This window comes from Enterobacter sp. ECC_219_Taxon_10 (genome assembly GCF_058354905.1).
The window spans coordinates 1,801,820-1,828,085 of record NZ_CM178005.1; the positions used below are offsets into that span (position 1 = coordinate 1,801,820).

A 26,266-nucleotide genomic window follows, 5' to 3' on the forward strand; every position below is an offset into this window, starting at 1 on the left:
GGGGTAAGAAGGCTCAGCAAGAACGGTGCCAGAATGAACGGGCCGCAGATAAACTACGGCCGGAGGAAGGGGTTACTCTTTTTGCGTCGCCACGCGGGAGCTGAACGAGGTCGCGCCTGCCGTCTCGCGCTCTTCCCGCGCCAGCCAGCGGTAGGTCACGCCGCCCAGGAAGACGCCGATAAACCAGCTGAAGTTTGCCACCTCATGCAGGGCCGGGATAAAGCCAATCACCAGCCCCACGGCAACGGACGGGATTAGCGCGCCAATGGCTTTCGGGTTGAAACCGTTGCGGTACCAGTATTTGCCCTTTGGCGTGTCGTCGAACAGATCGTCCACCGACACCTTGCCGCGCTTAATCAGGTAGAAATCGGCAATCAGAATGCCGAACAGCGGGCCGATAAACGCCCCGAGCACGTCCAGGGTGTAGTGGATAAGCTCCGGCGAGTTGAACAGGTTCCACGGGGTGAGCAGGATCGAGCCGACGGCGGCAATCATCCCCCCGGTGCGGAAGCTGATTTTCTGCGGCGAACAGTTAGAGAAATCAAACGCCGGCGAGACGAAGTTCGCAACGATGTTAATCCCGATGGTGGCGGTGATCATCGTCAGCAGGCCAATCGCCACGGCCAGATCGTTACCCACGCGGCTGACGGTTTCAATTGGGTCGGTGATCATGCGGCCAAACAGCGACTGGGTGCCGGAGACAATGACCACGGTGACGATGGAGAACAGCAGGAAGTTAAACGGCAGGCCCCAGCGGTTGCCGCGGCGGATCTCGCCCATGCTTTTGCCGTAGCGGGAGAAGTCGCCAAAGTTGAGCAGCGGGCCGGAGAAGTAAGAAACCACCAGCGCGGTCGCGGTGATCATCTGCCAGGTCTGCTCGCCCGCGCTAAGGGATTTGCTGGCGAGGGTGAAGGAAATGCCGTCAAAGCCGGTCTTGTATACAATCCAGCCTGCGAGGGCCAGCATCACCACATAAACCGCCGGACCGGCGATATCAATAAAGCGCTTGATGGCGCTCATGCCGTGCCAGAAGACCATCGCCTGGAGTACCCACATGATGGCAAAGCAGATCCAGCCCAGCGGCGACAGGCCCAGGAAGGCACCGATGGTAAGGCTCGCCAGAGAAGGCCAAAACTTCAGCACCACCAGCATCAGCGCATTGGCGGCCAGCCAGGTCTGGATGCCGTACCACGCAAAGGCAATCAGCCCGCGGATCACCGCCGGAATATTGGCCCCGAAGACGCCAAAGGCCTGACGGCTGATCACCGCGTAGGGCACGCCCGCCATCTGGCTTGGTTTGGCTACCAGGTTGGCGCACAGCTGCACGATGCAGATCCCCACCAGCAGGCAGAGCAGCACCTGCCAGCTTGCCAGCCCGAGCGTGAAGAAGCTCGCGGCGACAACGTAACCCCCCATGCTGTGGACGTCCGACATCCAGAACGAAAAGATGTTGTACCAGCTCCAGTTCTGGTCACGCGTCGGTGCCAGATCCTCATTGCAAAGACGTGGGCTGTAAACCGCACCGGAATCAGCGGCCGTACCTTGCTGCGCGTTTTGACTGTTTGGCATGAAACCTGCTCCTGTGTTTGAAAACCCGTTAAGTGGGAGTGGAGTCGGTGTTGCAGGATCCAGGCCAAAATATTAAATCTTGTATGCAATTTTTTAATTTTATGTATACGATTCGATAAAGAAGCGTAAAAGACGGAGTGGTGAATGAATAACGTAAATGCCCTGCAGACCGCGCCAGACCTGCATGACAAAGACGAATCGATCTTTCAGGCGCTGATGACCGCGATTGTCGAACATCAGCTGCTGCCGGGGAGCAAACTGCCGGAAGAGGCGCTGGCCGAGGTGTTTGGCGTAAGCCGCACGGGCATCCGTAAGGTGCTGCAGCGACTCGCCGCTGTGCAAATGGTCACCTTAACGCCCAAGCGTGGTGCACACGTCGCCAGCCCGACGGTGGAAGAGGCGCAGCACATCTTTCGCACCCGCGCCCTGCTGGAGGTTGCCAACCTGCCGGACGTGCTGGCCCACTGTCAGCCGCCGCATCTCGCCGCGCTGGAGGCCATTATTCGCCAGGAGCAGCAGGCGCACGAGGCGTACGACGGCCCGGCGGCGATCCGCCACTCCGCCAGTTTCCACATTCAGCTGCAGGCCATCTCCGGCAACCAGGTTCTGACGGAGATGGTGACAAGCCTGAGCCAGCGATCCTCGCTGGTGATTGCCGCCTGGGGCGCGCCGTGGCGCCAGGGCTGCCGCTGCAACGACCACGAAAAGCTGGTGGATCTGCTGCGCCAGAAGGCGCTTGAGCCGCTAAGCGATGCCTTAATGCACCATTTTGAACATATCGTCGCCAGCCTCTGCTTCGAGCGGGCGGGCGAGTGCCTGCCTGATTTTGCCAGGCTGTTTGCCGGCCACAAGGAGTCGTAATGTCCTCTGTCTGTATACAAGTGATCAACCCCAATACCAGCCTCGCGATGACGGAAACCATCGGCGCGGCGGCCCGCGCGGTGGCGGCGCCAGGTACGGAGATCCTCGCGGTCTGTCCGGGCGCGGGCGTGCCGTCTATCGAGGGCCACTTTGATGAAGCCATCGCCGCCGTGGGGGTTCTTGAGCAGGTCAGGCTCGGCAGAGAGCAGGGCGTGGACGGTCACGTCATCGCCTGCTTTGGCGATCCGGGCCTGCTGGCGGCGCGTGAGCTGGCGCACGGGCCGGTGGTGGGCATTGCGGAAGCCGCCATGCATATGGCGACGCTGGTGGCGACGCGCTTTTCGGTGGTGACCACGCTGCCGCGCACGCTGATTATTGCCCGTCATCTGCTGCACCAGTATGGCTTTCACGATCGCTGCGCGGCGCTGCACGCTATCGATCTCCCGGTGCTGGCGCTGGAAGACGGCAGCGGTCTGGCGCAGGAGAAGGTGCGCGCGCGCTGTATTCAGGCGCTGAAAGAGGATGGCTGCGGCGCCATCGTGCTCGGCTGCGGCGGCATGGCGACGCTGGCACAGGAGCTGACCCGCGAGCTGCGCGTGCCGGTGATCGACGGCGTCAGCGCGGCGGTGAAGATGGTGGAGTCGCTGGTGGCGCTGGGGCTCTCGACCAGCAAGCACGGGGATCTGGCATTTCCGGAGAAAAAAGCGTTAAGCGGACATTTTCAGGCATTGAATCCATTTTAATTTTTGGGGGTGGCAATGGGACTTTTTGAACAGGATTACCCGCGGGATCTGCGCGGCTACGCGGGCAACCCGCCGCACGCGCGGTGGCCAAATCAGGCGCGCATCGCCGTGCAGTTTGTGCTCAATTATGAAGAGGGGGCGGAAAACCATGTTCTGCACGGCGATGCCGGATCCGAGCAGTTCCTGTCGGACATCATCGGCGCGGCCAGCTACCCGGACAAACACATGTCGATGGACTCCCTCTACGAATACGGCAGCCGCGCCGGATTCTGGCGGATCCACAGTGAATTTCAAAAGCGTGGCCTGCCGCTGACGGTCTTCGGCGTGGCGATGGCGCTGGCGCGTCACCCGGAGATCGTCGAGGCAATCAGGGCAGCGGATTACGACGTGGTGAGCCACGGCTGGCGCTGGATCCACTATCAGCACATGGATATCCAACAGGAGCGCGAACATCTGCACAAGGCGGTGCACGTGCTGACCGACCTGTTCGGCAAGCCGCCGACGGGCTGGTACACCGGACGCGACAGCCCCAACACGCGCCAGCTGGTGGTGGAGCACGGCGGCTTCGACTACGACAGCGACTACTATGGCGACGACCTGCCCTTCTGGACGGAAGTGGCCTGCGGTGACGGCACCCAAAAACCTCACCTGATCGTGCCGTATACGCTGGATGCTAACGACATGCGCTTCGCGACCGCGCAGGGGTTTAACACCGCCGAGCAGTTTTACACTTATCTGAAGGACAGTTTTGACGTGCTGTACGAAGAGGGGGAAAGCGCGCCGAAGATGATGTCCATCGGCATGCACTGCCGCCTGCTGGGGCGGCCGGGGCGTTTTCGCGCGCTGCAGCGCTTCCTGGATTACGTGCAGCAGCATGAGCAGGTGTGGGTCTGTACCCGCCAGCAGATTGCCGACCACTGGCGGGAGGTGCATCCGTTTCAGAAGTAAGTGTGCCGTGTTTAGCCGGGAGGCGGCTGCGCCTTGCCCGGCCTACGGAACCATGTATTCCCGGTGGGGTTACACCATCAAACTCACCTGCGCCGCCACGATCCGCCACCCGTAGGCAAACCGCACCCACGTCTGCTGCTGGCGGCCAATCCGCTCCGTGCCCTCCCGGGTAAACTCGGTGCTGCACACCGCGTAATCCTCCCCGAAGGTGGTGATGACGGTGTGGCGCAACGTCCGCTGCAACCCGGCGGCGGGGCGCGCCGCCCGGAAGGCGCGAATTTCATCAATCCCGTACAGGTTTTCACCCGCCCCCAGACGCACCGTGTTTTTGTCGTGCCAGAACAGCTCGTCCAGCACCGCAATGTTGTTGCTCACCAGCGCGTCTTCATAGCGGTAAAACGCGGCGGTCACCTCGGCGACTACCCACGGCAGGTTAATGTCATCGTGATTCATCATGCGGCCACCTCCGCCGGACGCGCGTCGGCGATGCCGCTCTCTTCCAGCACGTGCGCGACGCGCAGGCAGGCCTGCTCGTTAAACGGCGCGGCAATCAGTTGCAGGCCAATAGGCGCACCCTGCGCGGTACGCAGCGGAACGGTGGTCACGGGCAGACCCAAAAATGATATCGGCTGGGTCAGCATGCCCATGCTGGCGCGAATGGGAAGCGGCTGACCGTTAATCTCCATGGTTTGTTCGCCAATCCGCGTGGCGCTGCGCGGCGTCGCGGGGGCGATCAGCACGTCGGCCTGGGCTAACAGCGCGTGAAACGCCTGCCGGGCCTGCGCGCGGAACCGCTGGGCCTGAATATACCAGGCGGAGGGGATCATCGCCCCGGCCAGCAGTCGTTCGCGGGAGTGCGGCTCAAAACGCTCGGGCTCGCGGCGAAGCGCGGGCAGATACTGATTTCCGCCCTCGGAGGCGCTGATGATAAACGCCGCCGAGCGCGCCAGTTCGGCGTCCGGGAACTGCAGCTCATCCTGCACGTCCAGCGCCTTCGCCACCCGCGCCACGGCGTCTCTGGCATCCGTGTCGCACCAGGTGGTGAAGTAGCCGCCGAGCACCGCGCAGCGCAGGCCGTCAAGCCCGCGATCGAGCAGGGGGCGCGTCTGCTCGCGCGAGCTCTCTGCCTGAAAACCGTCGCTGCTGTCCCGACCCTGCAGCGCGTCGTACACGGACGCCAGGTCGCACACGCGGCGGGCAAAGGGGCCGATATGATCCAGGCTCGCGACAAATGGATGGCTGCCGGAGCGCGACAGGCGGCCAAAGGTGGGCTTCAGGCCGTAGATGCCGCACAGGGAGGCCGGAACGCGAATCGACCCGTTGGTATCGGTGCCGAGCGAAAAGTTCACCAGCCCGGCGGCCACGGCGGCAGCTGAACCGCCGGAGGACCCGCCCGCAATGCGCGTCAGGTCGTGTGGGTTACGCGTCGCGCCGTAGCGGCTGTTCTCGGTGGTAAAGCCGTAGGCGTAGGCGTCCATATTCACCATCCCGGACAGCAGCCCGCCCGCGCTGCGCAGCTGGCGCACGGCGAAGCTGTCGGCGGCCGCGGCGGGGCGCTGGCTGAACAGCTCTGCCCCCGCGAGGGTGGTGTGTCCGGCAACGTCGAACAGGTTTTTCACCGCGTAGGGCACGCCCGCCAGCGGCGGCAGGGGGCGCTTTTCGCGCCGCAGGGTGTCGATGTTCTCAGCCTCGGCGAGCATGCGTGCTTCCGTCACGGCGGTCCAGGCGTTGATCTGCGGGTTAACGCGCGCAATGGCCTCCAGCGTCTGGCGGGCAATCTCATGGGCGCTCAGCTCGCCCGCGCTCAGTGCCTGCTGAATGTCGCTGATACTCATCTCATGTAGCGTCATGCTTTATACACTCCTGCGATCTCCAGACGGTCGTCGAGCGGCAGCGCCATCAGCGGGGTGGCCATGCTGGCAATGCGGCTGAACTGCACATGCAGCTCGGCGCGGCGGGCATCGTCCAGCTCTACGCCTAGCACAGACTCCATTTGCGCAAGATAGGCCTGCCAGTCGGGTTGTGGTGTCGTCATTTTTTTCTCCTCAGAATCCGGCGGCTGCGCCGTTGCTGCGCGGGTCAAATGCCCCTTCGAATAGCCCGTTGGGATGGCGGACAATCGCGCCCGCGTGGCCCATCGCTTCACTGAAATCAGGGAACATTTCCACCTCGTGTCCCCGCCCGCGAAGCCGAGAGACCGCCTCAGCGCTGAAACGCCCTTCAAGTTTTAACGTGTCAGAAGTTTGTCCCCAGGTGCGCCCCAGCAGCCAGCGCGGGCGGGAAATACTTTCCTGTAAAGGCACGCCCTGAACCACGTAGCGGGTAAAAAGCGCGGCCTGGGTTTGCGGCTGTCCGTCACCGCCCATCGATCCGTAGACCATCACGCGCCCGTCCTTAAGACGTGCCGCCGCCGGGTTCAGGGTATGGAAAGGCTGCTTGCCCGGCGCGAGTGCCAGAAGATGATTGGGATCGAGGCTGAACGATGCCCCCCGGTTCTGCCATACGATGCCGGTGTCGGGCAGCACCACGCCGCTGCCGAACTCGTGATAGATACTCTGGATAAACGACACGGCGAGCCCGCTGTTATCCATTACCCCCATCCACACCGTATCGCCGGGGCCTTTTCCGGTGCCCCACGGCGCGGCGCGGCCGTCGTCAACCCTGTCGGCAAGCGCCTGCAGAGAGGCGGGATCCAGCAGACTCTGAATATCGGTTTTCAGCTCGCGCGGGTCGGTGATGTGGGCATCGCGCAGGCCAAAGGCCAGCTTGGTGGCTTCAACGATGCGGTGAATGGTGTCGGCGTCGTCTGCCTCCGCCATGTTCAGGCGGTCGGTGATGCCGAGTATTGCCAGCGAGACCAGCCCCTGCGTCGGCGGGGCGTGGTTAAAGATCTCGCCCTGCTGATGTAGTAGCTTCAGCGGCGCGGTGCGCCGGGCTGCGTGCGCGTTAAGATCGGCCAGCGTCACGGGCAGGCCCAGCGTCTCCATGCCGTGCGCCAGCACGTCCGCCAGCGGGCCGCGGTAAAAGCTGTCCAGGCCGTCTTCCGCCAGGCGCGTCAGGGTTGAGGCCATGGCGGGCTGATAAAAGCGGCTCCCGACCTGCGGCGGCCTACCGTCCACCAGCCAGGTTTCCGCGAAGCCTGGCACATCCTTCAGCTCGTCAAATTTGCTGGCCGTGGCATGGGCCTGTGAGGCCGTGACCGGCGTGCCGTTCTGTGCATACTCAATGGCGTCGGCCAGCAGGCGAGCCAGCGGCAGCGACTTGCCGGTCATCTCGCGGGAGACCTTCAGCGCCTCGTCCCAGCCGCTCACCGTGCCGGCGACGGTCAGCGCCGCCTGCGGCCCGCGATGGGGAATGTGCGTGAGCCCCTCGTAGGCGGCGAGCGTTGCCCGCGAACCCGCCGCGCCGCTGGCATCAATGGCGATAGGGTCGCCTTCCGGCGGCACGATAAGCCAGAAGCCATCGCCGCCCAGCCCGTTCATATGCGGGTAAACCACGGCGATGGTGGCCGCCGCGGCGACCATCGCTTCTATCGCGCTGCCGCCTTCGCGCAGCACCGCCAGCGCGCTCTGGCTGGCAAGATGGTGGGGCGCTACGGCCATGCCGTGCGTGGAGACATTACTTTGCATGAGGAGTCCTCGTAACCCTGAAAGTCACAAGGTGCTGCAAAAGCTGTTCCAGTTCTGAAAGAAAAGTTTCAGTAAACTGGCACGTATAATGAAAGGTAGAATGAAAGGCAAAATGTGATGAAACAAAAGTTACAGAGGCGCTATGGAACAACTGGATGAACGTCTGAAAGCACAGTACCCGTCGCTGTCGCCGCAGGAGCAGCGGGTGGCGGACTTTATATTCGACCATTTTGACGACCTGATCAGCTACAACAGCGCCGAGCTGGCGCAGCTGAGCGGGGTGTCGAAAGCCACGGTCAGCCGTCTGTTTAAGCGTCTGGGCTACGAGAAATATAAGGACATGCGCGACGAGCTGCGCACCCTGCGCCAGAGCGGGATGCCGCTCACCGATAACCGCGACGCGGTGCAGGGCAACACGCTGCTTGCGCGCCACTATAAGCAGGAGATGGCGAACCTGACCCAGTGGGTCAATGCCCTCGACGCGCAGCAGTTTGCCGACGCCATGGCCTGCATGGTCAAGGCGCGGCGCATCGTCATTATCGGCATGCGTAACGCCTATCCTGCGGCGCTCCACCTGCGCCAGCAGCTGCTGCAGGCGCGCGGTCAGGTGCTGGTCCTGCCGCAGCCGGGGCAGAGCCTGAGCGAGGAGATGGTGGACTTAACGCCGGACGATCTGGTGGTGATGATGGCCTTTCGCCGCCGCCCGCGCATTATCCGTCCGCTGATGCAGCAGCTTCAGAGCAGCGGTATTCAGGTGCTGCTGATGTGCGAGCCGCAGGCGCACAGCCTGTTTCCGCTGGCGAGCTGGCAGCTCTGCGCCCCGCTGGACAGCGTCTCGGCCTATGACAGCTACTCCTCGGTCAACAGCCTGATCAATCTGCTGGCGAACGCCTTCCTGCATGAGATCCTCGATAAAGGGCGCCCGCGCATTCACGAGATTGCCTCCCTCTATCAGCAGCTGGACGAACTCGAACAACGATAATGGGGCATCAGACTGGTGCTTTTGCATTGAAATGGTGCAGGTGACGGGTCGGAGAAACGCACGTTTTTTCGACCCGTCCGTGTTTTATCAGGCTTCGCAAGAATATTCCCCGCTTCGCCTTATCTGGCACATTAGTTGCAAAAACACATTCAAAGAATCTTTTGTTTCATGTTAACGTTACGGGGAAGCACCATGAAAAAACTGTTAATTGCACTGGCCGGGGCCGCATGTCTCTTCACACAGCTGCCGGCAAAGGCTGACCAGCTTCAGGATATCGAGAAGCGCGGCACTATCCGCATTGCCGTTCCGCAGGACTTCCCGCCGTTTGGCTCGGTGGGGACCGATCTGCAGCCGCAGGGCTATGACATCGACATGGCGCGCTATCTGGCCAAACAGATGAAGCTCAAGCTGCAGCTGGTGCCGGTGACCAGCGCCAACCGCGTGCCGTACCTGCAAACCGATAAGGTGGATCTGGTTATTTCAAGCCTCGGTAAAAACCCGGAGCGCGAGAAGGTGATCGACTTCAGCCGCGCCTACGCGCCGTTCTTCCTCGGCGTGTTTGGCCCGAAAGGGGCTGAACTGAAGGACGCCGCCGCGCTGAGCGGAAAAACCATCGGCGTGACGCGCGGGGCGGTGGAGGACATGGTGCTGACCGGCCTGGCGCCGAAAGATGCCAACGTGAAACGCTACGAAGACAACAACACCACGCTCTCCGCCTACCTCTCCGGCCAGGTGCAGTACGTGGCAACCGGCAACCTCGTGGTGGCGGCCATTTCGCGCCAGAACGCGGATAAAGCCCCGGTGCCGAGCTTTATGCTGAAAGACTCGCCGTGCTTTATCGGCCTGAAGAAAAACGAACCGGCCCTGAAGGCAAAAGTGGATGCGCTGATTGAGCAGGGCATCAAGGACGGCACGCTGAACGGCCTGTCTGAGCAATGGCTGAAGGCCCCGCTGCCGGCAAACCTTGGCGCCTGAGCCGATGACGGAGCAACTTGATTTTTCAGCCCTCTGGCCACACTGGCCGGAGCTGCTGGCGGGATTGTGGGTCACCATTCAGCTGACGGTAATGGCAACCATCGGCGGGCTGGCAATCGGGATTTTCGGCGCGGCGATCCGCAGCGGACGCACCACCTGGTACAGCCGGATCTGGGGCGCGTACGTGGAAATCATCCGCAACACGCCGTTTGTAGTGCAGCTGTTTTTCATCGTCTTCGGTCTGCCGAATCTTGGCCTGAAGATGACGGCGGGGGAAGCGGCGCTATTGGCAATGGTGGTGAACCTGGGCGCGTACAGCACCGAAATCATCCGCGCGGGCATTCAGGTCACGCCGAAAGGGCAGTGGGAGGCCGGGCGCGTGCTGGGGCTGACCCGTCTGCAGACCTTTATTCGCGTGGTGCTGCCGCCCGCGCTGCAGCGCATTTATCCGGCGCTGGTGAGCCAGTGCATCATCGTGATGCTCGGCTCGTCGGTGGTGTCGCAGGTCTCGTATGAAGAGCTGACCTTCGCCGCCAACCTGATCCAGTCCAGAACGTTTCTGAGCTTTGAGGTTTATCTGGTGACAACCGGGATTTACTTAGCGCTGTCGATTACCCTGCGCCAGCTGATGATGGCGGCGGGACGCAAATGGCTGGGGGTGCAGGCATGATGACCACCTTTACCGACTGGGACATTATTCGCAACCTGCTGCTGGCCGGACGCTGGACGGTGCTGCTGTCGCTGGTGGCGTTTGTCGGCGGGGCGGTGGTAACGCTGCCGCTCCTGCTGCTGCGCCTGACGGGCGGACGCACGGTGAAGCGCATCATCCGCGGCTATATTGAGCTGTTTCAGGGCACGCCGCTGCTGATGCAGTTGTTCCTGGCCTTCTTCGGCGTGGCGCTGTTCGGCATCGACGTCTCGCCGTGGACCGCCGCCTCGCTGGCGCTGACGTTTTACACCAGCGCGTTTCTGCTCGATATCTGGTACGGCAGCATTCGCGCGCTGCCGAAGGGGCAGTGGGAAGCCTCGCGCTGTCTGGGGCTGACCTTTGGCCAGACCCTGTTTCGCGTGGTCGCCCCGCAGGCGCTGCGCATCGGCATTGCGCCGACGGTCGGCTTTGCCGTACAGGTGATCAAGGGGACCGCGCTGGCGTCGATTATCGGCTTTATCGAGCTGACCAAGGCCGGGACCATGCTGACCAACGTGACGTATCAGCCGTTTAAGGTCTTTGCGCTGGTGGCGCTCGGCTACTTTATTCTGTGTTATCCGCTGTCGCGCTACAGCCGCTATCTGGAGACGAAATTCAATGCCTCTCATCACCATTAATCAGGTGCAGAAATACTACGGCGATAACCACGTGCTCAAGGGCGTCGATCTGGATATCGACATGGGCCAGGTGATCTCCATTATCGGGCGCAGCGGGTCGGGCAAAAGCACGCTGCTGCGCTGCATCAACGGGCTGGAAGGCTATCAGGACGGCAGCATCAAGCTGGGCGGTATGACCATTACCGACCGGGATTCCCAGGCGCGTGAAATCAGCCGCTCGGTCGGGATGGTGTTCCAGAGCTTCAACCTGTTCCCGCACATGACGGCGCTGGAAAACGTGATGCTCGCCCCGCGTCGGGTGCTGAAGAAAAGCGCCGCTGAATGCCGCGAGCTGGCGCAGCGCATGCTGGAGAAAGTGGGCTTAGGCGATCGTCTGGATTACTACCCGTCGAGCCTCTCCGGCGGCCAGCAGCAGCGCGTGGCGATTGCCCGCGCGCTGGCGATGTCGCCTAAAGTTTTACTCTGTGACGAGATCACCTCCGCGCTCGACCCGGAGCTGGTGGGCGAAGTGCTCAAGGTGCTGGAGCAGCTGGCGGCCGAGGGGATGACCCTGATCCTCGTGACCCATGAAATGAATTTTGCCCGCGAAGTGGGCGACCGCGTGGTGTTTATGCACCAGGGGAAAGTCTGGGAGCAGGGAGACAGCAAAACGCTGTTCGCCAACCCGCAGACCACGGAACTGAAGCAGTTCATCTCCTCCGTGCGCGGCCTCAACTGATAAGGACTGATAAATGGATATCGCACAATTTCCGCAAATCAACCCGCCCCAGCGTCTGCTGATGGGGCCGGGCCCGATCAACGCCGACCCGCGCGTGCTGCGCGCCATGTCGAGCCAGCTGATCGGCCAGTACGATCCGGCTATGACCCACTACATGAACGAGGTGATGGCGCTCTACCGGGGGGTGTTCCGCACCGAGAACCGCTGGACGATGCTGGTGGACGGCACCTCCCGCGCGGGGATTGAAGCCATTCTGGTCTCCGCCATCCGCCCGGGAGATAAGGTGCTGGTGCCGGTCTTTGGCCGCTTTGGTCATCTGCTGTGCGAAATTGCCCGCCGCTGCCGCGCGGAGGTGCATACCATTGAGGTGCCGTGGGGCGAGGTGTTCACCCCGGACAAGGTCGAGGATGCGATTAAGCGCATTCGTCCGCGCCTGCTGCTGACCGTGCAGGGCGACACCTCCACCACCATGCTGCAGCCGCTCGCCGAGCTTGGCGCCATCTGCCGCCGCTACGACGTGCTGTTTTACACCGACGCCACCGCGTCGCTCGGCGGCAACGCGCTGGAGACCGACGCCTGGGGGCTGGATGCTGTGTCAGCCGGGATGCAGAAGTGCCTCGGCGGCCCGTCGGGCACGTCGCCGATCACCCTGAGCGCGCGCATGGAGGAGGCGATCCGCCGCCGCAAATGCGTTGAGGAGGGCATTCGCACCGACGCCCACCGCGACGGGGACGAGGAGATGATCTACTCCAACTACTTCGATCTCGGCATGGTGATGGACTACTGGGGGCCGGAGCGGCTGAACCACCACACCGAAGCCACGACCGCGCTGTTTGGCGCCCGCGAATGTGCGCGTCTGATCCTCCAGGAAGGGCTGGATAACGGCATCGCCCGCCACAAGCTGCACGGCGATGCGCTGCTGAAGGGGATCCAGGCGATGGGGCTGGAGACCTTCGGCGATCTGAAGCACAAGATGAACAACGTGTTGGGCGTGGTAATCCCGCAGGGCGTCAATGGCGACCAGGTGCGTAAGCTGATGCTGGAGGATTTCGGGATTGAAATCGGCACCTCGTTTGGCCCGCTGCACGGCAAAGTGTGGCGCATCGGCACTATGGGCTATAACGCGCGCAAGGACTGCGTGATGACCACCCTGAGCGCGCTGGAATCGGTGCTCAATTACCTGAAATTCACCACTACGCAGGGGGCAGCCATGCAGGCCGCGTGGGACCACTATCGCCGCGAGACGCCGCAATGAGCCCGGCGGCAGAACGGGTGATGGCCCGCGCTGACGCGCTGGCCGCCATCAGCGAAACCCCGGATGCGCTGACAAGGGTCTATCTCTCCACGCAGCATCTGCAGGCCAACCAGCTGGTGGGGCAGTGGATGAGCCAGGCGGGAATGACCGTCTGGCAGGACAGCGTGGGCAATATCTGCGGCCGCTACGAGGGCGCGCAGGAAGGAGCGCAGGCGGTACTGCTCGGCTCGCATCTGGATACCGTGCGCAACGCCGGGCGCTACGACGGCATGCTCGGGGTGCTCACCGCCATCGAAGTGGTGGACAGCCTGCACCAGCAGGGTGTGCATCTGGCACAGGCCATCGAAATTGTCGGCTTTTGCGACGAAGAGGGCACCCGCTTCGGCATTACGCTGTTAGGCAGCCGGGGACTGACGGGCACCTGGCCGCAGGGCTGGCTGGAAAAAACCGACGCCAGCGGCATCAGCGTGGCGCAGGCGATGACCCAGGTGGGGCTCGATCCCGCCCGCGTGTCGAATGCCGCACGCCGTCAGGAGGATTTCAGCGCCTATCTGGAGCTGCATATTGAGCAGGGGCCGTGTCTTGAGCAGGAGGCGCTCGCGCTTGGCGTGGTGGAAGCCATTAACGGCGCGCGTCGTCTGAACTGCCGCTTCACCGGCGAGGCCGGGCACGCGGGAACCGTGCCGATGCACCACCGCAGGGACGCGCTGGCCGCCGCCGCCGAGTGGATGGTTATCATTGAAAACGCTACCCGACAGCAGGGCGGCAACCTGGTGGCGACGGTCGGGGAATTGCGCTGCCTGCCGGGGGCGGTGAACGTGATCCCCGGCGAGGTTGAGCTCTCGCTGGATATTCGCGGCCCGCAGGATGTGCCGCTGGATCGGTTGCTTAACGACCTGCTGGAACATGCCCAGGCGATCGCATCGCGCCGCGGGCTGGCGTTTAGCGCCGAGGAGTTTTACCGCATTGCCGCCACGCCGTGCGATCGCCACCTGCAGAGCGTGCTGGGGGAGGCCGTTAAATCGGTACAGGAGCGGTCGCTCTCGCTGCCAAGCGGTGCGGGCCACGATGCGATTGCCATCGCGGAACGCTGGCCGGTAGGCATGCTCTTCGTACGCTGCAGGGGAGGCGTCAGCCACCATCCGGCGGAATCGGTGATGGCTGAGGATGTTGCGCTGGCGATTGAGGCGTTTTCGCGCGCGGTGATTCAGCTGGCGGACCGCGTTACTCCAGCCCCAGCGTATATTGCGCGATCTTGAAGTAGATAATCAGCCCGGTACCGTCGATAAGCGTCGCGATAAACGGCGCGGAGACGACCGCCGGGTCAATGCCGCAGCGCTTGAGCACCATTGGAATGACGGACGACACGATCGCGCTCCAGAGCGTAATGCACACCAGCGTCAGGCTGACGATAAGCGTAATTTCCAGCCCAATCCCCATCATCCAGGCGCGGATACACCCGGCGATACCGAGCGTCACGGCAATCATTAGCGAGGTGGTCATCTCTTTGCGCAGCACGCGGCCCACGTCGCGCAGACGCACTTCACCCAGCGCCATGGCGCGCACCAGCGTGGAGGTGATCTGCGTTCCGCTGTTGCCGCCCGTGCCGATCAGCAGCGGAATAAAGAACGCCAACGCGATGGCGGACTCCAGCGCCTCTTCAAAGTGCTGGATCACCGAGCTGGTGTAGGCTTCCGCGACAAACAGCAGCAGCAGCCAGACGGAGCGTTTCTTCCACAAGCTGAAGGCGCTGGTTTCCAGATAGGGCTTCTCCAGCGGCAGCGTCGCCCCCTGAAGCTGAGCATCTTCGGTGACGTCGTCTTCCAGCAGGTGGGCGATTTCGCGCTCGGTCAGGCAGCCGACGAGCTTGCCGTGGGTGACCACGGGCACGACGTCCGCCTCGCCGTGGGCCAGCAGCCCGGCAACATCGGCACGTTCATCCTCCGGTTTAACCTGCAAAAACTGCGAAATCATCAGGCTTTTAATTGGCTGCACGGTATCCGTGACCTGCAATAATTTGCGCACGGCAATCATGCCCGCCAGGCGTCCATGGTCTTCAATAAAAATATGCGACGGAATATCATCGTCTTTTAATTTTTCGAAGAATTGCTCGCGCGCCAGCGCGACGCATAATGAAATGTCGAGGACGATAAAATCGGTATTCATATATTGCGCGACCGCGCTGTCATTGAATGCCAGGTTCTGGTTGTGAATAGCGTAAGACATAGTGAATTCCCTTTGAATAATAACATCTCTCAGGGGCGAGCAAGACAGGGCATGTCGAAGAGGAGATCCCCACGTCCTGGGTTCAGCACTGTACACCGTATCCCGCAAGGGAAGTTATACTGACAAAGCCTTGATTCGACAGTGCCTGTTTTACCCTGTGCCGGTTCTCTCGAACCCACCAGAGCGATAACGTGTATTTGTACAGGAGCCTCGCCATAACGAGATCGTTGTAAAACGAGAGAAATAATACGCTTATTTGATATTACCGCTCGGGAAATTAAATAATGTTTAAGGATGGTTTAGATAAATCTTATTAGTAAAATGTTGAGGGTTTATTTAAGGTTATTCCTTTTAAATGGAGGATTAATTAACGGGGGACGAAAAATGGCGTGGGTTGATAATCTGCTGAATCATTTTGCGCTGTATCCGGCACATCTGTTCGCGCTGTTATTCGTGATGGCGCTGAGCAAGTCGACGGTGCTGGTCTCCTCCGTGCTGCCGCCCGCCTCGGTGATGCTGCTGGCGGGCATAACCGTCAGCCACGGGAGCATGCATCCTGCGCTGGCGTGGCTCGCCGTGGTGCTGGGGGCAACGGCGGGGTCGGTGCTGAATTACCATATCGGCCAGCTGATGGGGCACACCCGGCTGGTCACGCGTTTCACCTCAAAGCATGCCGATAAGTTCTTGCGGGTACAGCATCAGCTGCAAAAGAACGGCGTCGTTGTGCTGTTTACGTCGCGCTTTCTGGCGGTGTTGCGTTATATCGTGCCGCTGGCGGCGGGGATGCTCAGGCTGAACGCCGTCAAGGTCTACGCCGTCAGCCTGCTTTCCGCCTGCGCGTGGGCGGCGCTGTATGTCGGCGCGGTCACCGGCATCAGCGCATTTTGAGTTACAGACTTCCCATTCCGCCGTCCACCAGCAGCTCCGTCCCTACCGTGTAGCTCGACTCGTCTGACGCCAGATAGAGCGCGGCTTTTGCCAGCTCCGTCGTCGAGCCCATTCTGCCGAGCGGCACCAGCTTGATGATGTCCGCCATCATCGCGCTAAGCGTCTCTTCGCTTAAGCCTGTCTTCGTAAACGCCGGGGTTTCCACCGGGCCGGGGCTCAGGCCGTTGACGCGGATCCCGCGCGGCAGCAGCTCCGCCGACAGGGTGCGCGCCAGCGACAGCAGGGCGGCCTTGCTCGCGGCATACACGCTGCTGGTGGGCAGGCCGATGCGCGCGCTCACGGAGCCGCAGAGGATCACCGACGACGGGTTATTCAGCAGCGGCAGCAGCGCCTGAATTAAAAAGAACGGTCCCTTCAGGTTGATGCCCATCAGGCGGTCCCAGGCTTCTTCCTGCCACGCTTCCAGCGGCGCGTGCGTCACGTCGCCTGCGTTGAGAAACACCGCGTCCAGGCGCGGCCAGCGGGCGGCGAGGGTTTCCGCCAGCGCGCGTTGCGCTGTGATATCTCCCGCATCGGTCGGGATCACCCAGGCCTTATCGCCCAGAATACGTTCTGCTTCGGCAAGGGTGGCCGGGTTGCGTCCGGTCACGGCGACGTGCGCCCCTTCGGCGATAAACGCCTGCGCGGTGGCAAGACCAATACCGCTGGTGCCGCCGGTAATCAGCGTATATTTATCTGTTAAACGACCCATGTTCTTCTCCTGAAAAGTCACTGGAGAAAGCACTACAGAAACGTTAGTATCGAAAGGAAACCAGGTACCAAATGGATACTAAAGAGGCAAGAGGTGTGCTATGGCGGAAATGCTGACTGAGTGCTGTGAAAAAAAATCTGAGGTTTATACCTGCCCGATGACGCAGTTTGTCAACCTGATTTCCGGCAAGTGGGCAATCCCGATCCTCTATCGCCTGATTGTGATCAACGCGCCCGTCCGCTTCGGCGATCTGCTGCGGGCGGCTGCCCCCATCACCCAGAAAGAGCTGACGAAGCAGCTGCGCCTGTTTGAACAGCGCGGGCTGGTGACGCGGACGGTCTACCCGGAGATCCCGCCGCGCGTGGAGTATCAGATAACCGGGCTGGGGTTAACCCTTCAGGACGCACTCTCCCCGCTGGCCGCCTGGATGAGCGAGTACGGCGACCAGCTGGAGCGTTAGCCAGCGTTTCTGGAGTGGGGGTGGTGATGTAGCGTAAGAACCGGCCCCCTTGGGGGCTGGTATCGTTACCGCATTTTATTAATGCATAGAGCAAAAGGCGACTGCACGTTGCCGATTAGCCACGCGTTTTTCAACGGGCTGAGCCGCAGCTGTCTGCTGGCCCCTTTCGGAGCATATAAAAAGCTTTTTTTGAATATTTCATCCCTTGCACTGTCTTTGATGTTCTTTATATAGGCAAAACTGTGCAAGGTAATTTCATCGGGAGAGAGTGCGTCCCAGGCAAACGCAATGCTGCGGGAAATTGTCTGCCTCTCTCCTGGAGTGTTGATCGTGCCAGATAGCGTTGCTCTGCCCGTATTATTTTTAAATAGGCGAAAATTAACTTCAACGACAGACGTAAAGTCCGGTTCCCGGTGGTCATACTGGATTAAGGCAGAGCAGTTAACCCTTATGCCAGGAGAGGTATGGTGGTGATAAAGAACCGCACCGCAGCCAGCTAACAATATGGCTGTCAGGGCGGCTATAAAAGCGTATTTAAATCTCATCATTACTTTCATGCCCGGACCAGTAGAAGTTGAGGCACGAGAGATAGTTATTTTCATCAGAAGTGCAGCTACTGATGAACGCTCGTCCTTTTTTTCCAAAAATATAAGACTCTGAAGCCTGATAAAGAAAAGAGGTGCCGCTCAGGCATAATATATTTTCTTTCGCAGCAAGTTCGAGGAAAAGCTTCTTTTTCTTTTCAGAAAGGGCCACTGAGTTTTTTTGCACGGTATAGACAGGGCAGCTTTGATAGTTAAATAAGAAAAAGCGCGGAATATCCTCTCTGTTGATCACAACGGACTGCGAGAGCAGATAGCCACAAGCGGTTAATAAAACGCCCATAGCGGCGATCGACAAGATGAAGATCAAATAGTTTAGGGAGGAATAACGCGCGAAGTTGCTTACCTTGTCTGCAAATCCGGATTCACTCTTCCCGGCGTTGTCTTGCTTTTCCGAAGAGAGCACGGGTATTTGTGCGTCTGCCTTGCTCGTCTCACTCAGTTGAAACTGTACATCAATATCTGCATTAAACATAAACCCTACGCGGGGTATGGTTACAATGCATTCGCGCCTCATTCCTAACTGCGTTAAGTACTTTCTTAACTCAGAAATATATTTATTCAGCGTATGGCCTGAAGAGCGAAGGCCGTTTGCATCCCAGACGCACTCCAGCAGTTTGTCCCGGGTCAGCGTGTGACCTCGCATTTCCAGCAGCAGCGTGAGGAGGCGCTTCATGGTCAGGGTCAGAACGATAGCTGAACTCTCGTCTTCGTAAGACCACAAACACCCATCCTCCGGGCGAAATCGTACCGTCGAATCAATCCAGAAAACCATTCCAGCGTCCTGTTTGCCCGTTAAGGGGGGTTAAAAAAAATGCTTTATCTGATTATTAAAGCGCCAAATTCAAGATTGCGGCAGTTTAGCACAATCTGAATACCCCCCCCTTATACCAGAGTTAATTTTTGTAAAAATCCGTTTTACTGGATTATTTATTTGTAAATTAATCAATTGGCGATACATGTAGCTTTATGACATCTGACGTTGCTAGGCTAGGTCGCAGAAGTGATTGAACGCGAGGCACTAGCGGAACTGGTGGGATGCATTAGCCCCTGCCAGCAACGGAATATCGACTTATCACTGTGGCTTCGGACTTATTGACCAAAACCGTGGTAACCGATCTAAACAGGAGGGGATAAAAACCGTGTTAATAAACTGTGGGATGTGGAGCTGTTATGCATGTTAATAGCCGACGTTATTATAAAACATTCTTCTTTTTTTGAGATGAATAAAGGAGATAGAACTTCATGATTATAACTGGAGGTTTAACTGCAATGAATTTACGTTAATGCTACTTATTGGAATAATGTACTGGTTTTTTGTTTTTAAATGGTGTTATGTGCTGTTTTTGGCGTTGGGTGTTAACATTTAGACTTATGGTTTACATAAATTGATGTTTTGATTCTCCCAGATCTATATTAGCCGCATAGCATCTAAAGGTTTTATTAAAACGGAATGAACACTGTAATTTTCCAGCGGTTTAGTGGAGGTGCAGCACAATGAAACGATTAGGTTATTTACTGGGGAGCGATTCTGAAGGGGTGTTCTTCATGAAAGAGCAGTCCCTGTTGATACCTTTAAACATTGTATCAAAACCCGTTCGTTTGAGAAGGACGATGTTTCATTTGCTGGATTTTATCCTGGAGAAAGCAAATACGGGTCTCATACCTGATGACGAGATCATGCGCAATGTCTGGGAGGGGTATGGCCTTAAAGCATCCACTCCACGTTTATGGCAAGTCATGAACGAATTAAAGAAAAAACTGACGAATCTGGGGGTTGAACCAAATTTTATCACCCGCGTAGAAGGTAAAGGCTATATTGCAAACCGTGCAATTATGGAACCTGTTTACATCAGGGCATCCTTTATCTGGCAAAGCAGTATGGTGAGTGATAATAAAGAATCGTTATTACTGAAATCTTCAATAAATTAGCGTCTTCTGCATGAAGTTATCACCGTTACGGTTAATCGTACAAGGTGAGGGGTTAGCATGCCTGGCTGATGCGAAGGCGAATATTTCAAGAGTGTGAATGATGAAAAAATACAATTCTGGATTTATTAAGATCTATATTTTGACCCTGGTTATCATCGGCCTGATTACAGGCTGGTGTTTTGTAAACTTCAAAAAACCGACGTTCGTGATTGTTGATACCGACAGGGTGCTTGCGTCCTCCTCACTGAGTGAACAGGAACAGGCGCGAATGAATGCGGTACTCGATTCGGTGCGTAATTCTGAGCAGGAGGCTGAAAGCCTCTACTCCACGCTGTCGGCTGACGTAGCCAGAGAGACAAAAATGGTCGATCAGCAGATTTTGCGTCAGGTCATTGAAAAAAACCGTCAGCTGGCCCGGCAGGCGACGATGCTTGAAATTAACAAGGCCGTTAAAAACGTTATCACTGCCAGGGGTTATCCGTTGGCGGTAGACAGTTCGCTGGTGCTAACCAACGATCAAAGCCTGGATATTACCGATCAGGTTATTGCGGCGTTATCTGTTACCGAAGTCAATTTTGGACCATTGCCTGAAATTAAAGTCACTCGCTCTGAGGAGGAGTAATTCCTGCAACTGATGAACAGGGCCGCGCCAATCCGTTGTTGGCGCGTTTCAGGGTATTTAACGCGGAGTATAACGAACGTAATAAAGTTAATTATTTAGCCACCAATATTAGCGGTATCCGGTCTGACAGCACTTTTGTATGAGCGATGCAATGCCTGGCATTACGCATCTGCACGCATGTGTTGTGAGTTTGTATTTATCTGTACTAACGCATGGCAGGGATATTTCTCTGCCCTCAGGGATTTTTTAATCGAGAATAAGCTATGAATAAAATATATAGACTCGTCTGGGATAGTTCTCGTCAAATGTTAATACCGGTTAGTGAACTTTCTCCCTCTCATGGTAAAAGCAGCGTTGTGGGTGCCGTTAAGGAAAAAGGGCACGCAGTATTCCGTCTGAAGAAATTATATATTGTACTGGCTGCATTGCAGGGGCTGCTGTTTGTGCCTCAGACTCAGGCGTTTGTGCAATCCGGAGGGGCATATTGCACAAATGGTACTCAAGATAAGGGGGGGACTACAGTAACTGCTGGAAATTGTGTACTCTCAAATACAGCCGATGCAAATGCGAGCATCGCTATTGGTACCGGTGCACGCTCTTCAAATTTATCTGTAGCACTTGGATTAAATGCTCTGGCCGGTAACACGCGTACAATTGCATTTGGTGATAATGCGCAAGCTCTGGGACAAGAGTCTGTTGCCATCGGATATAATTCTACAGCCAGAGGTACCAAGAGCGTTGTAATTGGAGCGGGTGCTTCAAGCGTATTAACGGATGCGGGTGTTTCTATTGGCTACCATAACCAACTTTTAAATACCGTATCCTCAACGGCAGATGATTACAATTCTAATATGCTCGCAGTAGGTAATGAAAATACCATTGATGCCCCGGGCAGGAGCATGACGTTTGGCTCATGGAATAAAATTAGTGACTCTTCTTTACATGGTGGGCCTACAGACGGCGGTAGCCTTGTGATGGGGTTCCAGAATACTGTTACAAATTCGCATAACGCCTACGTTTTTTCTGGTCAGGGGTTAGTGAATAATTCCGCCAAGAGTGTTGTGATAGGTCAACACGCAACGGTTGAAAATTCAGACAGCGCAATTGTTATCGGCGGCGGGACTTTCGATGTAGCAACGCAAAAAGCGATCTCCAGTAAGGTATCCAACTCCGCGAAAGGTATTGCTGTTGGCGAACTGAGTGAGCTTACGAATGCCAGCGGCGGTATTATCCTCGGTAATAATGGTGCGGTTACGGCATCTAACGGATTGATCCTCGGAAACAGCGGTAGCGTCTCAGCTGCCAGTGGAGTACTGCTGGGGAATAACGGTAAAGTAACCGCTGCCAACGGTCTGGCGCTGGGCAACAATACCAGTGTAGCTAATGCCAATTCCGTGGCTTTAGGATCCGGGTCTGTAACGAGTGCTGCAATTAAAACTGCCAGCGTCACGCTGGGCGGTAAGAGCTATTCTTTTGCGGGGGCGGCCCCCGGCAGTACAGTGAGTATTGGCACATCCGGGATGGAAAGAACGCTGACAAATCTCGCGGCGGGTCAATTGACTGCAGCGAGTACTGACGGTGTAAACGGCTCGCAGCTTTACGCCACTAACACGGCGCTCAACACCCTGTATGGTGACGTCAACGCTCTGGCCGACGACGCCCTGCTCTGGGATGCCAGTAAAAATGCCTACAGCGCTACGCATGGTACTGCGACAACGAATAAGATCACCAATGTAGCTATCGGGGATCTTAATAGTTCCAGTACCGACGCAGTGAATGGCTCCCAGCTGTTCGCGACTAATGAAATCGTGAATAACAATACCAGGAATATAGAAAATAATACTAAAGCAATTACCACGCTTGCAGATACGCCGTTAACATTTAAAGGTAATACCGGTACGGTGGCAAAAACACTGGGCGATACGGTGAACATTGTTGGCGGTGCGTCAACGGCGGGGTCTTTCTCTTCCGCAAATATCAGTACGACCGTTGATAACCAGACGGGTAACCTGATTATACAGATGGCAGATAATCCGGTATTTACCTCCGCAACGATCGGCGGAACTGCAGGTAATACCAAACTGGATAATACGGGTCTGACTATTACCAACGGACCGACTGTCACAACGTCTGGAATTAGCGCAGGCAGTAAGAAGATTACTAACGTGGCAGACGCTTTACTGGACAGTACCAGTACTGAAGGGGTGAACGGTTCCCAGCTTTATGCGACCAACCAAAAAGTATTAACCAACACGCAAAATATCACTTCCCTTGGCGACACGATTAACAATATCAACAATAAGGGAACCAAGTACTTCCATGCTAAATCGACCGGGCAAGATTCCAGCGCCTTAGGTGATGATTCAGTTGCCATCGGTATGGGCGCCGTTGCTAACAACGATAATGATATTGCGTTGGGAGCAGGCTCAAAGACGGCGAAGGCGGTTAAAACGGAAAAAACGACCCTGGCAGGAACCGAGTACTATTTTGCTGGAATAGACCCGCAAAGCACGCTCAGCATTGGCGACGTCGGCAGCGAGCGTACCATCACCAACGTGGCTGCCGGGCGGCTGACGGAAACCAGCACCGATGCCGTCAACGGTTCACAGCTGTATGCCACTAATTCAGCGCTGAATACGCTCAACAACAACGTGAGCGGATTGCAGAACGATGCGCTGTTGTGGGACCCGACTCTGAATGCGTTCAGCGCCAGCCACGGCACCACTGCGGTCAACAAGATCACCAACGTCATGGATGGTGAGCTTGATGATAACAGTACCGATGCGGTGAACGGTTCGCAGCTTAAGGCCACCAACGATCAGGTTGAGACCAATACGCAAAATATCACGCAAAACACGAAGGCTATCGGCGATGTCGATAACCGGGTGACGAATATCTACGACACGGGTACGAAGTACTTCCATGCTAAATCGACCGGGCAAGATTCCAGCGCCATAGGTGATGATTCAGTTGCCATCGGTATGGGCGCCGTTGCTAACAACGATAATGATATTGCGTTGGGAGCAGACTCAAAGACGGCGAAGGCGGTTAAAACGGAAAAAACGACCCTGGCAGGAACCGAGTACTATTTTGCTGGAATAGACCCGCAAAGCACGCTCAGCATTGGCGACGTCGGCAGCGAGCGTACCATCACCAACGTGGCTGCCGGGCGGCTGACGGAAACCAGCACCGATGCCGTCAACGGTTCACAGCTGTATGCCACTAATTCAGCGCTGAATACGCTCAACAACAACGTGAGCGGATTGCAGAACGATGCGCTGTTGTGGGACCCGACTCTGAATGCGTTCAGCGCCAGCCACGGCACCACTGCGGTCAACAAGATCACCAACGTCATGGATGGTGAGCTTGATGATAACAGTACCGATGCGGTGAACGGTTCGCAGCTTAAGGCCACCAACGATCAGGTTGAGACCAATACGCAAAATATCACGCAAAACACGAAGGCTATCGGCGATGTCGATAACCGGGTGACGAATATCTACGACACGGGTACGAAGTACTTCCATGCTAAATCGACCGGGCAAGATTCCAGCGCCTTAGGTGATGATTCAGTTGCCATCGGTATGGGCGCCGTTGCTAACAACGATAATGATATTGCGTTGGGAGCAGGCTCAAAGACGGCGAAGGCGGTTAAAACGGAAAAAACGACCCTGGCAGGAACCGAGTACTATTTTGCTGGAATAGACCCGCAAAGCACGCTCAGCATTGGCGACGTCGGCAGCGAGCGTACCATCACTAACGTGGCTGCCGGGCGGCTGACGGAAACCAGCACCGATGCCGTCAACGGTTCACAGCTGTATGCCACTAATTCAGCGCTGAATACGCTCAACAACAACGTGAGCGGATTGCAGAACGATGCGCTGTTGTGGGACCCGACTCTGAATGCGTTCAGCGCCAGCCACGGCACCACTGCGGTCAACAAGATCACCAACGTCATGGATGGTGAGCTTGATGATAACAGTACCGATGCGGTGAACGGTTCGCAGCTTAAGGCCACCAACGATCAGGTTGAGACCAATACGCAAAATATCACGCAAAACACGAAGGCTATCGGCGATGTCGATAACCGGGTGACGAATATCTACGACACGGGTACGAAGTACTTCCATGCTAAATCGACCGGGCAAGATTCCAGCGCCTTAGGTGATGATTCAGTTGCCATCGGTATGGGCGCCGTTGCTAACAACGATAATGATATTGCGTTGGGAGCAGGCTCAAAGACGGCGAAGGCGGTTAAAACGGAAAAAACGACCCTGGCAGGAACCGAGTACTATTTTGCTGGAATAGACCCGCAAAGCACGCTCAGCATTGGCGACGTCGGCAGCGAGCGTACCATCACCAACGTGGCTGCCGGGCGGCTGACGGAGACCAGCACCGATGCCGTCAACGGTTCGCAGCTGTTCGCAACGAACAGCGCTATTGAGAACATTTATGGCGATGTACAGGGCCTGCAAAATGATGCCTTACTGTGGGATCCCGCCCTGAATGCCTTCAGTGCCAGCCACGGCAGCAAGGTGATCAACAAGATCACTAACGTGGCTGAAGGCGAACTGTCTGCAACCAGTACCGATGCCGTCAATGGTTCACAGCTTTATGCGACCAACGTCAAGGTAGAAAATATTGATAACCGTCTGATTGGCGTCGAAGACGTTGTCTACGGCAGCATCGTACCGACAATGCGCTATCTGAAGGTGAACTCGACGGGAACAGAAGCGATGGCGATCGGCGCCGATGCCGTGGCGCTGGGTCAAGGAACCCTGGCATCGGGTGATAATTCGGTGGCGACGGGTAATGGTGCCCAGGCAACGGGAAGTGGGGCGATTGCGAATGGCCACAACGCGAATGCCGCAGGCGAAGGAAGCGTGGCGATAGGTGAAAACGCCAGCGTGATGGCCAACAACTCCGTCGCCCTCGGTGCGGGATCCGTTGCCGATCGCGACAATACCGTTTCTGTAGGCGCTAAAGATAATGAACGTCAGATTACCAATGTTGCCGCCGGTACCGAAGATACCGACGCGGTAAACGTTGCGCAGCTGAAAGAAGTCAGTGGCGATGTCTCCAACATCGGCAACACGGTGAATAATATTGCCAACGGAACGGAAGGGATGTTCCAGGTGAATAATACCGATAACTACGCCAAGCCAGTGGTTAAAGGGAATAACGCCGTCGCAGGGGGGGCGGGCTCGAAAGCGTCGGGAAGCAATAGCATGGCAATCGGCACGCTCGCATCTTCGACGGCGGAAAATAGCGTTGCGCTGGGTAACGGTTCTTCCGCTACGGCCACCAACTCAGTGGCCCTGGGCGCAAACTCGGTTGCCGATCGCATGAATACAGTATCCGTAGGGGTTGCCGGGGGGGAACGTCAAATCACGAACGTTGCCGCCGGTACGGAACTAACGGATGCCGTAAACGTAGGCCAGCTTAAGCAGACGGAAGCGAATGCTAACCAGTATACGAACAACCAGTTCAAAGCCTTAAAAAATATGGTGAACGACCAGAAGGATAAATTAAGCGCGGGTATTGCAGGCGCGATGGCGATGTCTGGTCTGCCTCAGCCTTATTCTCCTGGCGCCAGCATGGTCGGTATGGCGGGGGGGACCTATCAGGGGCAGTCTGCCATTGCCTTAGGTGTTTCCACGATTTCTGATAACGGCAAATGGGTAACAAAATTGTCTGGCTCGACAAACAGTCAGGGTGATTTTGGCGCGGCTATCGGCGTAGGCTATCAGTGGTAATTATATTTCCCCGCCTCCGGGCG

23 protein-coding genes, 2 pseudogenes and 1 riboswitch are annotated in these 26,266 nt (G+C 57.6%); of the genes and pseudogenes, 16 read left to right on the top strand and 9 right to left on the bottom strand.

Annotation, left to right across the window (positions count from 1 at the left end):
- Positions 1–72: 72 nt before the first annotated feature.
- Positions 73–1,569 (bottom strand): NCS1 family nucleobase:cation symporter-1, encoded by a 1,497-nt coding sequence (locus AC4ICF_RS08515; RefSeq protein ID WP_166710685.1) that lies wholly within the window; start codon positions 1,567–1,569, stop codon positions 73–75.
- A 144-nt stretch (positions 1,570–1,713) separates the two neighbouring features.
- Between AC4ICF_RS08515 and AC4ICF_RS08520 the strand changes: the two genes are divergently transcribed.
- From AC4ICF_RS08520 to puuE, 3 genes and pseudogenes are all read left to right on the top strand, one after another.
- Positions 1,714–2,430 (top strand): GntR family transcriptional regulator, encoded by a 717-nt coding sequence (locus AC4ICF_RS08520; protein ID WP_316380084.1) that lies wholly within the window; start codon positions 1,714–1,716, stop codon positions 2,428–2,430.
- Positions 2,430–3,304 (top strand): annotated as a pseudogene (gene hpxA / locus AC4ICF_RS08525) (allantoin racemase). The gene AC4ICF_RS08520 and the pseudogene hpxA overlap by 1 nt, the downstream one beginning before the upstream one ends.
- On the top strand, positions 3,222–4,121 hold the full coding sequence (gene puuE / locus AC4ICF_RS08530) for an allantoinase PuuE (RefSeq protein ID WP_226857586.1): 900 nt from the start codon (positions 3,222–3,224) through the stop codon (positions 4,119–4,121). Before hpxA ends, puuE begins: the two are co-directional and overlap by 83 nt.
- Positions 4,122–4,190: 69 nt before the next feature.
- Here puuE and hpxZ read toward each other — a convergent pair whose 3' ends face one another.
- Genes hpxZ through hpxW form a run of 4 tightly spaced genes read right to left on the bottom strand, consistent with a single transcriptional unit; the run spans position 4,191 to position 7,750 of the window.
- Complete coding sequence (gene hpxZ / locus AC4ICF_RS08535; RefSeq protein WP_116340818.1) at positions 4,191–4,577, bottom strand: oxalurate catabolism protein HpxZ; 387 nt, start codon at positions 4,575–4,577, stop codon at positions 4,191–4,193.
- Positions 4,574–5,971 (bottom strand): AtzE family amidohydrolase, encoded by a 1,398-nt coding sequence (locus tag AC4ICF_RS08540; RefSeq protein ID WP_302220803.1) that lies wholly within the window; start codon positions 5,969–5,971, stop codon positions 4,574–4,576. The genes hpxZ and AC4ICF_RS08540 overlap by 4 nt, the downstream gene beginning before the upstream one ends.
- Positions 5,968–6,156: an oxalurate catabolism protein HpxX gene (gene hpxX, locus AC4ICF_RS08545; protein ID WP_316380085.1), complete on the bottom strand. Its 189-nt coding sequence runs from the start codon at positions 6,154–6,156 to the stop codon at positions 5,968–5,970. Before hpxX ends, AC4ICF_RS08540 begins: the two co-directional genes overlap by 4 nt.
- A gap of 10 nt (positions 6,157–6,166) precedes the next feature.
- Entirely contained in the window at positions 6,167–7,750 is a 1,584-nt protein-coding gene (gene hpxW / locus AC4ICF_RS08550; protein ID WP_316380086.1) for an oxamate amidohydrolase, read from the bottom strand.
- Between the two features lie 142 nt (positions 7,751–7,892).
- Here hpxW and hpxU point away from each other — a divergent pair, with 142 nt between their 5' ends.
- From hpxU to hpxK, 7 genes are all read left to right on the top strand, one after another.
- The gene (gene hpxU, locus AC4ICF_RS08555; RefSeq protein ID WP_316380087.1) at positions 7,893–8,732 is read left to right on the top strand and encodes a MurR/RpiR family transcriptional regulator HpxU; all 840 of its coding nucleotides are present in this window, start codon (positions 7,893–7,895) and stop codon (positions 8,730–8,732) included.
- A gap of 192 nt (positions 8,733–8,924) precedes the next feature.
- Positions 8,925–9,707 (top strand): transporter substrate-binding domain-containing protein, encoded by a 783-nt coding sequence (locus tag AC4ICF_RS08560; protein ID WP_041910577.1) that lies wholly within the window; start codon positions 8,925–8,927, stop codon positions 9,705–9,707.
- A gap of 4 nt (positions 9,708–9,711) precedes the next feature.
- Complete coding sequence (locus AC4ICF_RS08565; protein WP_166710697.1) at positions 9,712–10,377, top strand: amino acid ABC transporter permease; 666 nt, start codon at positions 9,712–9,714, stop codon at positions 10,375–10,377.
- Positions 10,377–11,033, top strand: coding sequence for an amino acid ABC transporter permease (locus AC4ICF_RS08570; protein ID WP_014883296.1), 657 nt, complete (start codon positions 10,377–10,379; stop codon positions 11,031–11,033). Before AC4ICF_RS08565 ends, AC4ICF_RS08570 begins: the two co-directional genes overlap by 1 nt.
- The gene (locus AC4ICF_RS08575; protein ID WP_008499843.1) at positions 11,014–11,751 is read left to right on the top strand and encodes an amino acid ABC transporter ATP-binding protein; all 738 of its coding nucleotides are present in this window, start codon (positions 11,014–11,016) and stop codon (positions 11,749–11,751) included. Before AC4ICF_RS08570 ends, AC4ICF_RS08575 begins: the two co-directional genes overlap by 20 nt.
- Positions 11,752–11,764: 13 nt before the next feature.
- A complete protein-coding gene (locus AC4ICF_RS08580) occupies positions 11,765–13,006 on the top strand; it encodes a pyridoxal-phosphate-dependent aminotransferase family protein (RefSeq protein WP_316380088.1) in 1,242 nt (413 codons plus the stop codon).
- Positions 13,003–14,265: an allantoate amidohydrolase gene (gene hpxK, locus AC4ICF_RS08585; protein ID WP_316380094.1), complete on the top strand. Its 1,263-nt coding sequence runs from the start codon at positions 13,003–13,005 to the stop codon at positions 14,263–14,265. The genes AC4ICF_RS08580 and hpxK overlap by 4 nt, the downstream gene beginning before the upstream one ends.
- Here the strand turns inward: hpxK and AC4ICF_RS08590 are convergent.
- Positions 14,231–15,232, bottom strand: coding sequence for a magnesium transporter (locus tag AC4ICF_RS08590; RefSeq protein ID WP_166710703.1), 1,002 nt, complete (start codon positions 15,230–15,232; stop codon positions 14,231–14,233). The genes hpxK and AC4ICF_RS08590 overlap by 35 nt on opposite strands.
- 60 nt (positions 15,233–15,292) lie before the next feature.
- Positions 15,293–15,462, bottom strand: a riboswitch (M-box (ykoK) riboswitch).
- 154 nt (positions 15,463–15,616) lie between these two features.
- On the opposite strand from AC4ICF_RS08590, the gene AC4ICF_RS08595 reads away from it, so the two are divergent.
- Positions 15,617–16,120 (top strand): DedA family protein, encoded by a 504-nt coding sequence (locus tag AC4ICF_RS08595; protein WP_316380089.1) that lies wholly within the window; start codon positions 15,617–15,619, stop codon positions 16,118–16,120.
- A gap of 1 nt (position 16,121) precedes the next feature.
- Here AC4ICF_RS08595 and AC4ICF_RS08600 read toward each other — a convergent pair whose 3' ends face one another.
- Complete coding sequence (locus AC4ICF_RS08600; RefSeq protein WP_163328684.1) at positions 16,122–16,871, bottom strand: SDR family oxidoreductase; 750 nt, start codon at positions 16,869–16,871, stop codon at positions 16,122–16,124.
- 100 nt (positions 16,872–16,971) lie between these two features.
- Here AC4ICF_RS08600 and AC4ICF_RS08605 point away from each other — a divergent pair, with 100 nt between their 5' ends.
- Entirely contained in the window at positions 16,972–17,331 is a 360-nt protein-coding gene (locus tag AC4ICF_RS08605; protein WP_116340796.1) for a winged helix-turn-helix transcriptional regulator, read from the top strand.
- 65 nt (positions 17,332–17,396) lie between these two features.
- On the opposite strand, the gene AC4ICF_RS08610 is transcribed toward AC4ICF_RS08605, so the two are convergent.
- Positions 17,397–17,888 carry a hypothetical protein gene (locus AC4ICF_RS08610; protein WP_162874952.1) on the bottom strand — a complete coding sequence of 164 codons (492 nt, stop codon included), beginning with the start codon at positions 17,886–17,888 and terminating at the stop codon, positions 17,397–17,399.
- Complete coding sequence (locus AC4ICF_RS08615) at positions 17,866–18,708, bottom strand: winged helix-turn-helix domain-containing protein (protein WP_302220780.1); 843 nt, start codon at positions 18,706–18,708, stop codon at positions 17,866–17,868. Before AC4ICF_RS08615 ends, AC4ICF_RS08610 begins: the two co-directional genes overlap by 23 nt.
- A 722-nt stretch (positions 18,709–19,430) precedes the next feature.
- Between AC4ICF_RS08615 and AC4ICF_RS08620 the strand changes: the two genes are divergently transcribed.
- The 4 genes and pseudogenes from AC4ICF_RS08620 (at position 19,431) to AC4ICF_RS08635 (ending at position 26,243) form a co-directional block, all read left to right on the top strand.
- Positions 19,431–19,865 carry a winged helix-turn-helix domain-containing protein gene (locus AC4ICF_RS08620; RefSeq protein WP_116340790.1) on the top strand — a complete coding sequence of 145 codons (435 nt, stop codon included), beginning with the start codon at positions 19,431–19,433 and terminating at the stop codon, positions 19,863–19,865.
- A gap of 97 nt (positions 19,866–19,962) precedes the next feature.
- Positions 19,963–20,487, top strand: coding sequence for an OmpH/Skp family outer membrane protein (locus AC4ICF_RS08625; RefSeq protein ID WP_302220777.1), 525 nt, complete (start codon positions 19,963–19,965; stop codon positions 20,485–20,487).
- Positions 20,488–20,750: 263 nt separating this feature from the next.
- Positions 20,751–21,233, top strand: a pseudogene (locus tag AC4ICF_RS08630) (ESPR-type extended signal peptide-containing protein); the annotation flags it as partial.
- A 315-nt stretch (positions 21,234–21,548) separates the two neighbouring features.
- Positions 21,549–26,243, top strand: a complete 4,695-nt coding sequence (locus AC4ICF_RS08635; RefSeq protein WP_491466215.1) for a YadA-like family protein — start codon at positions 21,549–21,551, stop codon at positions 26,241–26,243.
- The last annotated feature ends 23 nt before the right edge of the window (positions 26,244–26,266 follow it).

What these genes read in the sequence shown, in the direction of transcription:
- AC4ICF_RS08515 (WP_166710685.1), bottom strand. Translation starts at nt 1,569, where the DNA reads ATGCCAAACAGTCAAAACGCGCAGCAAGGTACGGCCGCTGATTCCGGT.
- AC4ICF_RS08520 (WP_316380084.1), top strand. Translation starts at nt 1,714, where the DNA reads ATGAATAACGTAAATGCCCTGCAGACCGCGCCAGACCTGCATGACAAA.
- hpxZ (WP_116340818.1), bottom strand. Translation starts at nt 4,577, where the DNA reads ATGATGAATCACGATGACATTAACCTGCCGTGGGTAGTCGCCGAGGTG.
- AC4ICF_RS08540 (WP_302220803.1), bottom strand. Translation starts at nt 5,971, where the DNA reads ATGACGCTACATGAGATGAGTATCAGCGACATTCAGCAGGCACTGAGC.
- hpxX (WP_316380085.1), bottom strand. Translation starts at nt 6,156, where the DNA reads ATGACGACACCACAACCCGACTGGCAGGCCTATCTTGCGCAAATGGAG.
- hpxW (WP_316380086.1), bottom strand. Translation starts at nt 7,750, where the DNA reads ATGCAAAGTAATGTCTCCACGCACGGCATGGCCGTAGCGCCCCACCAT.
- hpxU (WP_316380087.1), top strand. Translation starts at nt 7,893, where the DNA reads ATGGAACAACTGGATGAACGTCTGAAAGCACAGTACCCGTCGCTGTCG.
- AC4ICF_RS08560 (WP_041910577.1), top strand. Translation starts at nt 8,925, where the DNA reads ATGAAAAAACTGTTAATTGCACTGGCCGGGGCCGCATGTCTCTTCACA.
- AC4ICF_RS08565 (WP_166710697.1), top strand. Translation starts at nt 9,712, where the DNA reads ATGACGGAGCAACTTGATTTTTCAGCCCTCTGGCCACACTGGCCGGAG.
- AC4ICF_RS08570 (WP_014883296.1), top strand. Translation starts at nt 10,377, where the DNA reads ATGACCACCTTTACCGACTGGGACATTATTCGCAACCTGCTGCTGGCC.
- AC4ICF_RS08575 (WP_008499843.1), top strand. Translation starts at nt 11,014, where the DNA reads ATGCCTCTCATCACCATTAATCAGGTGCAGAAATACTACGGCGATAAC.
- AC4ICF_RS08580 (WP_316380088.1), top strand. Translation starts at nt 11,765, where the DNA reads ATGGATATCGCACAATTTCCGCAAATCAACCCGCCCCAGCGTCTGCTG.
- hpxK (WP_316380094.1), top strand. Translation starts at nt 13,003, where the DNA reads ATGAGCCCGGCGGCAGAACGGGTGATGGCCCGCGCTGACGCGCTGGCC.
- AC4ICF_RS08590 (WP_166710703.1), bottom strand. Translation starts at nt 15,232, where the DNA reads ATGTCTTACGCTATTCACAACCAGAACCTGGCATTCAATGACAGCGCG.
- AC4ICF_RS08595 (WP_316380089.1), top strand. Translation starts at nt 15,617, where the DNA reads ATGGCGTGGGTTGATAATCTGCTGAATCATTTTGCGCTGTATCCGGCA.
- AC4ICF_RS08600 (WP_163328684.1), bottom strand. Translation starts at nt 16,871, where the DNA reads ATGGGTCGTTTAACAGATAAATATACGCTGATTACCGGCGGCACCAGC.
- AC4ICF_RS08605 (WP_116340796.1), top strand. Translation starts at nt 16,972, where the DNA reads ATGGCGGAAATGCTGACTGAGTGCTGTGAAAAAAAATCTGAGGTTTAT.
- AC4ICF_RS08610 (WP_162874952.1), bottom strand. Translation starts at nt 17,888, where the DNA reads ATGAAAGTAATGATGAGATTTAAATACGCTTTTATAGCCGCCCTGACA.
- AC4ICF_RS08615 (WP_302220780.1), bottom strand. Translation starts at nt 18,708, where the DNA reads ATGGTTTTCTGGATTGATTCGACGGTACGATTTCGCCCGGAGGATGGG.
- AC4ICF_RS08620 (WP_116340790.1), top strand. Translation starts at nt 19,431, where the DNA reads ATGAAACGATTAGGTTATTTACTGGGGAGCGATTCTGAAGGGGTGTTC.
- AC4ICF_RS08625 (WP_302220777.1), top strand. Translation starts at nt 19,963, where the DNA reads ATGATGAAAAAATACAATTCTGGATTTATTAAGATCTATATTTTGACC.